11 protein-coding genes are annotated in these 14,173 nt (G+C 40.0%); all 11 read right to left on the reverse strand.

Features of this window, described 5'->3' with window-relative positions; all coding sequences use genetic code 11:
• Positions 1-33: 33 nt before the first annotated feature.
• Positions 34-768, reverse strand: coding sequence for a TfpX/TfpZ family type IV pilin accessory protein (gene tfpZ, locus AW165_RS03685; protein WP_060464984.1), 735 nt, complete (start codon positions 766-768; stop codon positions 34-36).
• A gap of 72 nt (positions 769-840) precedes the next feature.
• A complete protein-coding gene (locus AW165_RS03690) occupies positions 841-1,383 on the reverse strand; it encodes a pilin (protein ID WP_060464985.1) in 543 nt (180 codons plus the stop codon).
• Between the two features lie 347 nt (positions 1,384-1,730).
• A complete protein-coding gene (locus tag AW165_RS03695; protein WP_060464986.1) occupies positions 1,731-2,291 on the reverse strand; it encodes a TPM domain-containing protein in 561 nt (186 codons plus the stop codon).
• Positions 2,285-3,367 carry a TPM domain-containing protein gene (locus AW165_RS03700; protein ID WP_060464987.1) on the reverse strand — a complete coding sequence of 361 codons (1,083 nt, stop codon included), beginning with the start codon at positions 3,365-3,367 and terminating at the stop codon, positions 2,285-2,287. Before AW165_RS03700 ends, AW165_RS03695 begins: the two co-directional genes overlap by 7 nt.
• Before the next feature lie 24 nt (positions 3,368-3,391).
• On the reverse strand, positions 3,392-3,982 hold the full coding sequence (locus tag AW165_RS03705; RefSeq protein WP_002117090.1) for a LemA family protein: 591 nt from the start codon (positions 3,980-3,982) through the stop codon (positions 3,392-3,394).
• Positions 3,983-4,112: 130 nt separating this feature from the next.
• Positions 4,113-5,000 (reverse strand): metal-dependent hydrolase, encoded by an 888-nt coding sequence (locus AW165_RS03710; protein ID WP_060464988.1) that lies wholly within the window; start codon positions 4,998-5,000, stop codon positions 4,113-4,115.
• A gap of 174 nt (positions 5,001-5,174) precedes the next feature.
• Positions 5,175-6,596 (reverse strand): glutamate synthase subunit beta, encoded by a 1,422-nt coding sequence (locus tag AW165_RS03715; protein WP_002117101.1) that lies wholly within the window; start codon positions 6,594-6,596, stop codon positions 5,175-5,177.
• A 69-nt stretch (positions 6,597-6,665) separates the two neighbouring features.
• Positions 6,666-11,141, reverse strand: coding sequence for a glutamate synthase large subunit (gene gltB / locus AW165_RS03720; RefSeq protein WP_171254238.1), 4,476 nt, complete (start codon positions 11,139-11,141; stop codon positions 6,666-6,668).
• A 461-nt stretch (positions 11,142-11,602) separates the two neighbouring features.
• Positions 11,603-12,472 carry a hypothetical protein gene (locus AW165_RS03725; RefSeq protein ID WP_060464990.1) on the reverse strand — a complete coding sequence of 290 codons (870 nt, stop codon included), beginning with the start codon at positions 12,470-12,472 and terminating at the stop codon, positions 11,603-11,605.
• Positions 12,473-12,488: 16 nt separating this feature from the next.
• A complete protein-coding gene (gene aroB / locus AW165_RS03730; RefSeq protein ID WP_044103315.1) occupies positions 12,489-13,571 on the reverse strand; it encodes a 3-dehydroquinate synthase in 1,083 nt (360 codons plus the stop codon).
• 28 nt (positions 13,572-13,599) lie between these two features.
• The gene (gene aroK, locus AW165_RS03735; protein ID WP_060464991.1) at positions 13,600-14,169 is read right to left on the reverse strand and encodes a shikimate kinase AroK; all 570 of its coding nucleotides are present in this window, start codon (positions 14,167-14,169) and stop codon (positions 13,600-13,602) included.
• Positions 14,170-14,173 lie beyond the last annotated feature (4 nt).

A 14,173-nucleotide genomic window follows, 5' to 3' on the forward strand; every position in this document is an offset into this window, starting at 1 on the left:
CCTATTTATATTCCCTCATCCTATGTCTTACTTTTACTTCCAAGGTCTTAGATCAACAATTTTAACAACCTGAGCAGAGCTCTTATTCATCAACACAACCATATCTATAGCATTCGCTTTTAAAGGAACCCAAGCATCGGCTGATGGATATTTTTTTAGAATTTCTTTTACTTGCTGTTTAGAATTAAATTTTTCAAGCTCATTTAAGTTTTGAACTCTATGCTGTATAAGAGGCTTAATTTGTACTAAATCTACATAAAGTTCTGGCCGTTGAGCAGAAGAAATACCACTAAATATTTCATCAAACATACTTTTATTGCGCTCTTCCTTATTTTTTGGCACTTCAACAGCGGCAAAGCTGGGCTTAAACCAAGAAGGATAACGGAATTGTGGCCGAACTGTTTGAAGATTGGTATTAGCAATTTCATTATTACGTACAAGCTCAAAACGATCAACATTATAGATCACCCAAGCAGGTCGACCTTGAACAATGCTATATAAACCATATCCTAAAGCTAAAATTTGAATTAGGATGATTACTGTTAAATCAAATTTAAGTGTTTTCTTTTCTTCTTTATATACAAAGAAGCTTAAGGTAGGGCCTAATATAACATCTATAGCTATTATCATTATAAAGAGGTGAATAGCTCCTACAGCTTTGGCTAAAGGTTCTGGATACCAAACAAGAAAAAAACAAATGAGAATAATTAAAGCTACTATCATCGAAATAGATAGGTGACTTAAAAAGAATTTAAAGCGCTTAGACATCTTAATACTCTTAACTATTCTGTACTTAATAAAAAAGACCGAAAAAACGGTCTTTTTTTATTTATCTAAAAATTAACGGCAAGCAGCTGGAGCAAATTTTGCTTCTAATGTACCAGCACTTAAACCTTGATCTAATTGTGAATCTGTAGCAGCTTTATGTGTAGCAGATGCACACCCCCAATCAATTGCTCCAGTCTGTCCATTTTTTAATGCAACATCTAATTCTATGCCTGGGTTACCTGCAGCCTGAGCACGAACATAAGGTTTAAGGAAGAGTGTGTTTGCGGCTGCACCAACACCAACTGCTGCTCCGTTATAGATGACTTCAATTTCGCCAGTTTCATCATCAATCTGTACAGAAGTAACATATTTAGAGTTTGCACCACTGCCTGCAGCTTGCGCATTCCAAGTAGCAGCTACCGACTTTAAATCGTTTACTGAAGCAGCATCTGATGCAATCATTTGTTTTGCGCTATCCGCTAAATTTAATCCCTCAGAAATACGTGTACGTACGGTATAATCTGAATAAGCAGGAATTGCGATCGCTGCCAAAATACCAATAATGGCAACTACGATCATGAGTTCAATTAATGTAAAACCTTTTTGTGCATTCATAGCCTTTTCCCCAAAGATTGTATGTATGTTTTTATATAAGCTTTTTCAGCTATTAACTATATCGCAACATCCATGCCAACTTTTATTTTAATTAAAAAACAAATACTTATATTACAATCAACTATTCTTAAACATTAAATCGGTGTAAGTAATTGACAAAAAATGTCATATAAATTTTTATAAAAACACTTCACGTATTAAAAAAAATAAATTACACAATTCAAAGTTCATATTTATTTATGTGAACAAAATCTCTTTAAAAATAAATAAGTAGGTGACATTTTTTGTCAGTCACCTTTAAAAGTAAAATTATGAAATTAGCTAATACTGGAATGTTACAAGGCGAGTTAATTAAGAATAATCGGAGCATTCCCCAATTCATTGGATTGATCAGGCATGTTTTCGTCATAAAACCGCGACATCACTTCCCCAATTTGTTGTACGCCAATCACTACAGCTTGTTGATATTGTTGTTGTTTAAGCTTCTGTACTATTGCTTCACAAATCTGTTGCCAGACTTGATCGTTAGTCGCATTTCTAATACCACGATCAAATATAATTTCTACTGTTCGCTCACATAAATTTAGGTATAACAATACACCACTATTTAATGCAGTATCCCAAACACCTAATTCTGCAAATAATTGCTGTGCTCTTAAACGCGTATTTTGTCTGTAGGCTTGTGATACTGGAATATGGCCTTCAATTACAACCTGTATTTCTCCAACATGGCCATGTTCTGCCTGTTGTACAGCATCGGCAATAGCTTGCTTATCTTGTTTTGAAAAATAACGACTACTAGCAGGTAAATAGCATAGATGTTTAAACCAACGTTTTATGCTTGGCTCTACAGATTCCTCAATTTTTGGTTGAGTAATAATTTGTGTTGTCTCTGATGTTGTTACCATGAGCCTGAAGCACCTCCACCGCCAAAACGGCCTCCGCCGCCACCATAGCCTCCGCCACCTCCGCCGAAGCCTCCTCCACGTCCACCGCCACCAGAACCACTCAGAATGGCCTGTAAAATAAATTGGGCAATTGATGTAATGAGTAAAAAGAAAATACCAAAACCAAGTAGTAAGCTAGTGACTAGCCCTGCTCCATTTACGAATCCTGCTACTGCAGCAGCAACACCAGCTGTAGATGCACTAAGCGGACGACCGACAATAAATGAACCCACAATTCCAGCAACAAGAATAAATAAAGCCATTGTCAGCGTTGTCTGCTTGGCTTGCTGTTCTTCTGCAGCTTGATGCTGACGTTCTTTTAAATCTTGAGCAGCTTGCTGTGCTACTTCTGGGTCAAGATTTAAAATTCTTCCGATTTCATCGATACCTGCACTCAAACCTTGTGCATATTGGGCTTGTTTAAAATAAGGTGTAATTTGGTTTCGAATGATCCGACTTGCCACAATATCTGGCAACACACCTTCTAGGCCATAACCAGTTAGTATTTGTATACGGCGGTCATTTACAGCGACTGCAATGAGTAATCCATTATCACGTTTAGATGATCCCAATTGCCACTTTTCACCAACACGTAACGCATAATCAAAGATATCTTCTTGGCCAGTGGTAGGAACAATCACAATACCAATCTGCGCTTTGCCTTGTTGGTATAAACTTAGAATTTTTTGATTAAGTTGCTGCTTCTCAGCCTCGCTTAAGATATTGGCTTGATCAATAACAGGCTGGTTTAAAGTTGGCAAACCACGAATTGATTCCCCATCAGCCATATCATTAGTAAATTGGACTTGAGGAGCAGGACTTGAAGCAGCTTGCCCCTCTATTTTAGTTGCAGCAGCTTGAGTTTGTTGCTTTTGAACAATTTTGCCAGCAACTATTGCGTCTCCCTCATCGGTAGCAGTTGCAATATTAGTTTCACTCCATGCCGTATTCTGAAAAAGAACACCACAACAAAGCAAAATTAAGGTCGAAATAAAGACCTTAATTTGCTTTGATTGAAGCAATAGAGTATTTCTCATACGGCACTCCTTTGATTTGTAAAATTAATCAAAAGAAACTTTTGGAGCCTGTTGTGCAGATGCTTCTGCAGAGAAATTGGCTTTTGGATGCATACCAATTACTTTTGCTGTTACTGCCTGAGGGAACTGACGCACATATGAGTTATAGTCTTGTACTGTTGTAATATAACGATTACGCGCAACAGCAATACGGTTTTCAGTACCTTCAAGCTGAACTTGTAGTTCTTGGAATTGAGTATTGGCTTTCAAATCTGGGTAATTTTCCGAAACAGCAATGAGTCGAGATAACGCCCCTGTTAATTGACTTTGAGCCTGTTGATATTTTTCAAGTAAAGCTGGGTCTTCTAAAACTTCTTTATCAACTTTTAAACCTGCCACATTAGAACGTGCCTGTGTCACTTCAGTTAATACTTGCTCTTCGTGCTTAGCATAGCCTTTAACGACGTTCACAAGATTTGGTACCAAATCTGAACGACGTTGATATTGGTTCTGTACTTCAGACCACGCTGCTGTTACAGCCTCATCTTTTACTTGTAGAGTGTTATAGCCACATCCCGAAAACAGTAAGGTACTGGCAAGTGTTGTTGCGATCGCAAATTGTTTCAACGTTTTCATCGTCACATTATCCTCAAGTTTTTCTTTATATTTTTAACCTCTTTACCTGATTGTATGATGAATTAGGCATTATTGTGTTGCTTTTATTTTATTGATTTTAAAAAACCGGACTTTTAAATCCGGTTATCTATTAGCTCAATCGCTGATCTTTTTCTTGCTCAAAACTTGCCATTTGATATTCTTCTGCTAAAGAACTTTTCCAATAATTAACCATCCTGCCATAATCTTTTTGACTCGGATGAAAGTCTTTTTTGTAATATGCGAAGTATTCAGGCATTAACTGAACAAGCATCTTAATCAGCAAATATAATCCAAATAAATTACCCCCAATTTTAGGTACGCTATTCCATTTATCTTGCCAAAATAAACGAGTTGTCCCATAAAAAGCGAGACTCGCAAATCCAGTAGTGACGCTACGCATGAGTAGGCGACGGATACGATCATCACCATATATATGTTGATAAACATCAAATGCAACCGAACGGTGTTCAATTTCTTCAATCGCATGCCATACCCAAAGTTTTAGCGCATCTTCATCTAGGGTTTTTAATAACTCTGGATGTTGTAAAACATATCCCCCAAGTAAAGCAGTGAAATGTTCAAATGCACAGGTGAGTGCCAATTGCAGCTTAGGTGGAATTGTTCTTAAATATTTATCGCGCTCATTTAGCCAATTTTGAAAACTGTCCAGATTATAATCATCCGTTCGCCAAGCTTCATTAAACTCACTATGAGCTTTGGAATGCATGGCCTCTTGTCCAATGAAAGCCGCAATTTGTGCTTGTAGCTGAGGATCTGAGACTTTATCACGCACATTACGGACGCTATTTACAAAAAACTGCTCTCCTACAGGAAATGTTGCTGAGAGTGCAGTTAAAAAATGCGACATGAGGGGTGAATTTGCAAAATAGTGCCGCTTAATCGCCTTTGGATTAAATTCAAGACGACGCACTGTAATACCCAACGCTTTTCGACGATTTAAATATGATTTTTCTGCCGTCATACCTGCGATGTTCATATTCAACACCTACTGTATTGAAGAAGGAAGTTTCGAGTATGTCGCGAGCTTTAAACGCTAAAAAGGGCAAAAAAGCTTATTATATTTGCCAAAAACATCAAAGTGACTAATGGTAGACAATAAAAAAAGCCTACTTGAAGTAGGCTTTTTTCAGTTATTTAACAAATTAATTTATTAAACACCAAGATAATCCAAAATGCCTTCGGCAGCTTGACGGCCTTCCCAGATCGCAGTAACGACAAGGTCTGAGCCACGTACCATATCACCACCAGCAAAGATTTTCGGATTTGATGTCTGGAATTTGAATTCTTGCTTTTCAGCTGCGACAACACGGCCTGAACCATCAAGATTGATATTCACATTACCAAACCAGTCTGCTGGGCTTGGGCGGAAACCGAAAGCAAGTAAAACTGCATCAGCTGGTAATACTTCTTCAGAACCTGGGATTGGCTCAGGACTACGGCGGCCACGACTATCTGGTTCACCCATTTGTGTCGTTACTACTTTTACGCCTGTCACTTTGCCGTTTTCACCAACAATTTCGACTGGTTGACGATTGAATAGGAATTTCACACCCTCTTCGTAGGCATTTTTTACTTCACGTGCGGAACCCGGCATATTGCTTTCATCACGACGGTATGCACAAGTTACATCGTGAGCACCTTGGCGTAAAGAAGTACGGTTACAGTCCATAGCGGTATCACCACCACCAAGAACAATAACTTTTTTACCATCTAGGCTAATATATTCACTTGGATCTTTTTCCCAACCTTGGCAACGATTCACGTTAGAGATTAAGAAATCAAGTGCATCATAAACACCATCAAGATCTTCACCTGGGAAACCACCTTTCATGTAGGTATAAGTTCCCATACCCATGAACACAGCATCATATTCTGCAAGTAATTCATCAATCGTGATGTCTTTACCAATTTCAGTATTTAAACGGAATTCGATGCCCATACCTGTGAAGATTTCACGACGGCGTTTCATTACGTCCTTTTCCATTTTAAATTCTGGAATACCGAATGTAAGTAAGCCACCAATTTCAGGACGCTTATCGAATACAACTGGTTTAACGCCACCGCGAGCTAGAATATCCGCACAGCCTAAACCAGCAGGACCCGCACCAATAATTGCAACTTTTTTGTCAGTCCATTTTACGCCTGACATATCTGGACGCCAGCCTAAAGCAAAAGCTGTGTCATTGATATATTTCTCAGCATTACCAATGGTTACTGCACCAAAACCATCATTTAAGGTACAAGCACCTTCACACAAACGGTCTTGTGGGCATACGCGACCACATACCTCAGGTAGTGTGTTGGTTTGATGACAAAGCTCAGCAGCTTGGAAAATTTGGCCTTCAGCGATCAGTTTTAACCAGTTTGGAATGTAGTTATGTACAGGACATTTCCATTCGCAATATGGGTTACCACAGCCTAAACAACGGTGAGTCTGATTAGTGACAGTTTCCGATGTAAAAGGCTTATAAATTTCCACAAATTCTGCTTTGCGGACAGTAATATCTTTTTTCTCTGGATCTTGGCGTGGTACATCCAGAAATTGAAAGTCATTATTTAGGCGTTCTGCCATGTCTCTCTCCGTGGGTAGGCGCGGATTTCCTTGTTGCCCGCACCTGCCTATGTCTTTGCAGTCGTGGAATTATTGTGGGTCAGCTTGTGTTGTTTTCAAAAGCGTTTGCAAGTTAGCAGCTTTTGGTTTCACAAGCCAGAATTTACGGCTGTAGAAATCGAACTCATTGCGGATTTTATAAGCCCAAGCACTACCAGTTTCTTTGATATGCTCATCGATAATACGCAACAAGAACTCTTTATGATCTTCCATAGATTCTGTTGAAATACGATTTAAATCGATCAATTCGTGGTTGTAGTAATCTACGAAGTCATTATCGAGGTCAAGTACATAAGCAAAACCACCAGTCATGCCCGCACCAAAGTTATGGCCTACTTTACCAAGTACAGTCACAACACCACCTGTCATATATTCACAACAGTGATCACCCGCACCTTCGATTACAGCAAATGCGCCAGAGTTACGAACTGCAAAACGCTCACCCGCTGTACCTGCTGCAAAAAGCTTACCGCCAGTTGCACCATACAAACAGGTATTACCAATAATTGCTGTGTTTTGTGTTTGGAAAGGTGAACCTTGTGGTGGGAAAATCGAAATACGACCACCCGCCATACCTTTACCTACATAGTCGTTTGCATCACCTTCAAGACGGATGTGTAAACCACCAGCATTCCAAACACCAAGCGACTGACCAGCTGTACCAGTTAAGTTCATTACAACTGGATGTGCTTCCATACCCAAGTTGCCGTAGCGACGAGCGATTTCACCCGAAACACGAGCACCGATCGAACGGTCACAGTTCACGACGTTGAAGTTGAACTGACCACCAGCACTTGACTCAATTGCAGGAAGCATTTCAGCCACCATTCTCTCAGCCAATACACCTTTATCAAATGGTGCATTACCTTCTACTTGACAGTATTGTGCTTTACCTTCAGCAGAAGGATGAGAAGTTAACAGAGCACTTAAATCAAGGTGAGCATGTTTTTCAGTCTCGCCCGGTAATACTTCAAGCAAATCAACACGACCAATCAAGTCTTTCAATGAAGAAACACCTAGTGCAGCCAACCATTCACGAGTTTCTTCCGCAATAAAGTGGAAGAAGTTGATGAGCATTTCTGGCTCGCCAATGTAGTGCTCTTGACGTAAATGATCTTGTTGAGTTGCAACGCCGGTTGCACAGTTATTTAGGTGACAAATACGGAGGTATTTACAACCTAAAGCGATCATTGGTGTTGAACCAAAGCCGAAACTTTCAGCACCTAAAATTGCTGCCTTGATTACATCAAGACCAGTTTTTAAACCACCATCAGTTTGTACACGCACTTTTCCACGCAAGTCGTTTACACGAAGTGCTTGATGCGCCTCACTCAAACCTAACTCCCATGGAGAACCCGCATGGTGAATTGAAGAAAGTGGAGATGCCGCCGTACCACCGTCATAACCAGAAATGGTAATGAAGTCCGCATATGCTTTAGCAACACCTGCTGCAATTGTTCCTACACCCGGCTCAGATACCAATTTCACAGATACCATTGCTTTCGGGTTAACTTGCTTCAAGTCAAAAATTAACTGAGACAAATCTTCAATTGAGTAAATGTCGTGGTGTGGCGGAGGTGAAATTAGCGTTACACCCGGTACTGAGTAACGTAAACGTGCGATTAAGCCATTTACTTTACCACCCGGTAACTGACCACCCTCACCTGGTTTCGCACCCTGAGCAACTTTAATTTGCAATACTTCAGCAGAAGTTAGGTATGCAGGAGTTACACCAAAACGACCAGATGCGATCTGTTTGATTTTCGAGTTACGAATTGTTCCGTAACGAACAGGATCTTCACCGCCTTCACCAGAGTTTGAACGACCACCAATCGTGTTCATCGCGATTGCAATTGCTTCATGTGCTTCTGGAGAAAGAGCGCCTAAAGACATCCCTGCCGAGTCAAAACGAGGCAAGATATCTTCAACTGATTCAACTTGTTCAACTGGAATTGAGTTCGTTGTTTTTAACTTAAATAAGTCACGAATAGTCGCTACTGGACGATTATTCACCAGCTCAGCATATTCTTTAAAGTCTTCGTATTTACCAGAGCGAACGGCTTTGTGTAATGCGTTAATCACATCTGGGTTAAACGCATGGTATTCTTTATCAAATACGAATTTGAGCAAACCACCCTGATCAATTGGCTTACGATTTGACCAAGCTGTCGCTGCTAATTTTTTCTGGTCTTTTTCAAGATCAGCAAATGTTGCACCCTGAATACGACTTGGAACACCTAAGAAACATTGATCTACCACTTCTGATGATAAACCTACTGCTTCAAATAGCTGACCGCCACGATAAGAAGCAACTGTAGAGATACCCATTTTTGAAAGAACTTTTAATAAGCCTTTCTCAATACCTTTACGGAAGTTTGCTTGAGCATGGATTGGGTCACCTAAAAGCTCACCTTTAGCGATCAAGTCATTGATCACGTCATATGCAAGATATGGGTAAACAGCCGTTGCACCAAAACCAAGTAATACTGCAAATTGATGCGGATCACGTGCAAAACCAGTTTCAACCATGATGTTTGCATCAGTACGCAGACCAGTTTTGATGAGGTAATGATGTACCGCACCTGTTGCAAGTGCTGCGTTTGCTGGCAGTAAACCTTGACGGATATTCTTATCTGTTAAAACAATTAAAGTTTTGCCATCACGAACCGCTTGCGCCGCTTCTTCACAAATACGCGTGATCGCAGCTTGCAAGCCTTCTTCTTCAGCATAGTTTAAATTGATATCAACTGCTTCATAACCCGGACGCTCGATGCTACGGATTTGCTGCATTTTTGAATTTGACAATACAGGGCTAGAGATGATGATACGGTCAGCATGCTCAGGGCCTTGCTCAAATACATTCTGCTCACGACCTAGACAGGTTTCAAGCGACATTACAATTGACTCACGTAGCGGGTCAATTGGCGGGTTCGTAACTTGAGCGAACTGTTGACGGAAGTAATCTGTTACGTGGCGTACTTGACGAGACAATACAGCCATTGGCGTATCATCACCCATAGAACCAACAGCTTCTTGTCCACTTTCAGCAATAGGACGCAGCAATTGATCACGCTCTTCAAATGTCACCATAAACATTTTTTGAGCTGCTTTTAAAGCATCACCAGTTAAGCCTTTATCGACTAATTGTTCTTCAAGTTCTGGGTTTGCATTTAAACGAATCGCATGATCACGTAACCACTCACGGTACGGACGCATGTTTTTCAAATGTGTACTAACATCTTTAGTATCAAGTACTTTGCCTGTTAAGGTATCAACTACCAAAATTTGGCCAGGACCTACACGACCTTTAGAAACTACGTCTTCAGGCTCATAACCCCAAACACCGATTTCAGATGCCAAGGTAATGTAATCATTTTTGGTAATTACCCAACGCGCAGGACGCAAACCGTTACGGTCAAGCATACAGATCGCATGACGACCATCTTGAATAACAAGACCAGCTGGGCCATCCCAAGCTTCCATGTGTTTAGAGTTGAACTCATAGAATGCGCGTAAGTCTGCATCTAAAGTTTCTACGTTTTGCCAAGCTGGTGGTACGAGCATACGTAAGGCACGGAATAAATCCATACCACCACCGACTAAGATCTCAAGCATGTTATCTAAGCTTGAAGAGTCCGAACCCGTACGGTTAACGATTGGGTTAAGCTCAGTAAGACCTGGTAATAATGGGTTTTCAAATTTAGGAGTACGCGCCAACGCCCAGTTACGGTTTGCTGTAATTGTGTTGATTTCACCATTATGAGCAAGGTAACGGAATGGTTGAGCCAACGGCCAACGCGGTAATGTATTAGTAGAGAAACGTTGGTGGAATACCACGATATGTGATTTTAAACGCTCATCTGCTAAGTCTGTATAGAACTCAGCAATTGCAGCCGGCATCATCAAGCCTTTATAGCTGATTACTGTCGAACAAAGCGTAGTCACATAGAATAACGGATCATTTTGTAATTGTTGTTCTGCACGACGACGCGCCAAGAATAATTTACGGTTAAATTCAACTTCAGTTACACCCATTGGACAGTTCACAATGACCTGTTCAAAAGCTGGTAAAGATTGAAGCGCAATTTCACCTAATGCATCGTTATTTGTAGGGACAACACGCCAAGCCAGTACACGTAGGCCATCTGACTCGATTTCTTTCGTTAAAATATTTTTAGAATGTTGCGCTAATGCCGGATCAGTATTTAAAAATACAGTACCCACAGCAAAAATTTCACTCAGTGTAATATCACTCAGTTTTTTTGCTTCATCACGGAAAAATTGCTTTGGCATCGCCAATAATAAGCCGCAACCATCTCCCGTCTTGCCATCTGCGGCAATACCACCACGGTGCGTCATGCAACTTAAACTGTGAATCGCGGTTTCAACTAGATGATGACTTGATTCACCCTTCATATGGGCAATCAGTCCAAAACCACAGTTATCCTTAAACTCATCAGGTTGATATAAACCTTGAGCGGGAGCTACAGTATTAGGCGATGGCATGTGCATAGCGTACCCTTCTTTCAATAAGGCTCTTTCGAGCGTCAAACAAACAACTTCTTTTTGCGATAGTGCCTACGGACGACAGTTAGCTCAATGTTTCACAAAAAAAATTTTTGGGCTGATAAGCCAATATACGCTGTTCCATTTTTACGTACACTGGTTTTTGCTAGAAAAATGTTTTGACTTATTTCGCACTCTTTTAAAGCAGTTCGACCCCTCGACTCTGCATAGAATTTACTCTTTAGAGCGCTAAAATAGTTTACAGCACATTAATAAGCACAAGAATAAAGCAAAAACTATGCCAATGTTATTTTTTGCAATTAAGTATTTATAATTATTGAAAATAGATCGATTTTATTCGCGTTATCATTTTAATAAATGACTAAATATGCACCACAGGTGATCAAAAAATATATATACCTATTATTATTGCACCATATTTGTGCGATACATCCTTATAATTAATTACCTCTTGTGCCCTCATTTGTTGCATTTTTTGCTGTAGGGTCTGCTGTATGATTCTGTTGAGCCTTTTTAGCCACATCAACTGCCGAATTAGACTGATGTACATCCACAACATTCCCCTCAGCATCTCGACGAATAATCGTTGTACGAGTTGTAGAGTTTGTTGCTGGAGCCGCTACTTTAGGTTGTGTAGCCACGCCACCCCCTATGAGTAAGGACTCATCAATTTTAGGCAGAGCAGCTGGACGTAACCGCACTTCATAAGTTTGGCTAATGCCACCTTTCATTTCATCCGCACCTAAATCATTAACTAATGGCGCATAAGTCGAAAATTGTTGCGGCTGAGGTTTAATTGATTCAGGTAAATCAAGATTAAGTTGGGTTAACTGCTGAATTGCATCTTCAGAACGTTTAAATACACCATATGTCAAAACATATTGTTCAGATTGCTTATCTCCGCTTAAACGGAAGTAGATAAATTTATTCCGTTCTGGACGATTTTTTAAAAAGTTTTTAATAATATCTTCATCAGACGCACGGAAAAGCTCAAGCGTCCATTGTTTCTTATTTTCATTAATAAATTTTGTACCACGGAACTCTGCCTCATGCTGACCAGAAGCAACTGTACGGGTTGTTAAATCAAGAGGTCTAACTTCATCAGCTAAAGCCCCTAAATTAGCCGTTGTTGCTACCTTCTCTGGCTGAATTTGCACTGGGGCATCTGAATCAGCTGATTTTTCAACTTCAACCAGCTTTTTACTATCGGTCATTACCCAAAAAATAAAAGCGAGCAACAAGCAGACGATACCACCCACCAACCAGATATATTGTTGAACATTCTGCCAAAGTGTACGTGATACAGTCATGTGTTACCTTAATTTATTATCCGTGTTGATTTGCCAAAATAGCTTGTTTCATGAGTTCAACATCAAAGTCTTTAGTAATTACTGCTTGCCCAAGTTGCTTTAACAGCACTAAACGTAATTGACCATTGAGAACTTTTTTATCATGCGCCATATATCCAAGGAATTCATCCAATGGAATTTTTGGACATGATATCGGCAAATTAGCGCGTTGAATAATTTTTTTTGTACGCTCTACATCATCGCTTGAAATCCAACCTAAACGTTGTGATAAATCAGCCGCCATCACCATGCCTGTCGCTACTGCTTCACCATGCAACCAAGTGCCATAGCCAAGATAAGATTCAATCGCATGACCGAAAGTATGACCCAAGTTGAGTAAAGCTCGTTCGCCTTGCTCTTTTTCATCGTTAGCAACAATACGCGCTTTATGAGCACATGAACGATAAACAGCTTCTGCTAAAAGTTCAGCATCTCGCCCAATTAACCCATCCATATTCTGCTCTAACCAAACAAGAAAATCAGCGTCACCTAATAAAGCATATTTAATGACTTCTGATAATCCGGCAGATAACTCTCGATCTGGTAAAGTATCAAGTTGAGCCATATCAGCCAAAACAACTTGAGGTTGCTGAAATGCGCCCAACATGTTCTTACCAAGAGGATGATTAATCCCCGTTTTACCACCCACACTTGAGTCTACTTGTGAAAGAAGTGTAGTCGGAACCTGAACAAAATAAACACCACGTTGGAAACATGCTGACGCAAAACCAGCCATATCCCCAATAACACCACCACCCAAAGCTAAAACCGTACAATCACGATTAAAACCAGCTTCAAGTAAAGCATCAAAAATTAAATTTAGATGTTGAATATCTTTATATTTCTCACCATCTGGCAAAATACAAGTCGCTACAGTTTTACCCAAACTTTTTAAAGCTTCTTGATAATGAGATAAATATAAAGGAGCGACCGTTTCGTTACTCACGATCATGACCTGTTGACCATGAATATAAGGCTCAAGCAACTGCTTAGGATCAAGTTGACTGCCAATAAAAATAGGATAACGGCGTTCGCCTAATTCAACATGTAAAGTTTGCATGAGTTTATAAAACCACAAGTAAGTTTGGCTATTTTAGCGGGTTGGACAAAATAAGTTGCAAAATCTTTTGAGCAAGATCACGAGCAGCACCCTGATTGGTTTCAATCGTGTAATGCGCAACTTCACGATATAAAGGATCACGTATTTTTAACAAATCACGTAATTTTTGTTCAGGGTTTTCAACTTGTAATAGAGGTCTATTTTTATCGCGGTAAGTTCGTTGTAATTGTAGTTCTACAGGAGTGTAAAGATAAACAACAATACCACGTTGCTTTAGAAATTCGCGATTGGGGGCTTGAGTAATTGCACCTCCACCTGTCGCCAACACTAAGGCTTTACGGGAAGTCAACTCATTTAACACTACTGTTTCACGAGTACGAAATCCAAGCTCCCCTTCTTTCTCAAAAATCCAGGGAATAGTGGCACCTGTTTTGCGTTCAATTTCATGATCACTATCTAAAAATTCACGCCCTAATAGTTCGGCTAAATGACGTCCAACGGTTGTTTTTCCTGCCCCCATGGGCCCTACCAAATAAATATTTGGCAGGGTTTCAAACGCTTTGCTTGGCAAGGCGCCACCTATTTCAATTGCTTTCATTAAA

The organism is Acinetobacter sp. LMB-5 (genome assembly GCF_001541635.1).
Lineage (GTDB): Bacteria > Pseudomonadota > Gammaproteobacteria > Pseudomonadales > Moraxellaceae > Acinetobacter > Acinetobacter pittii.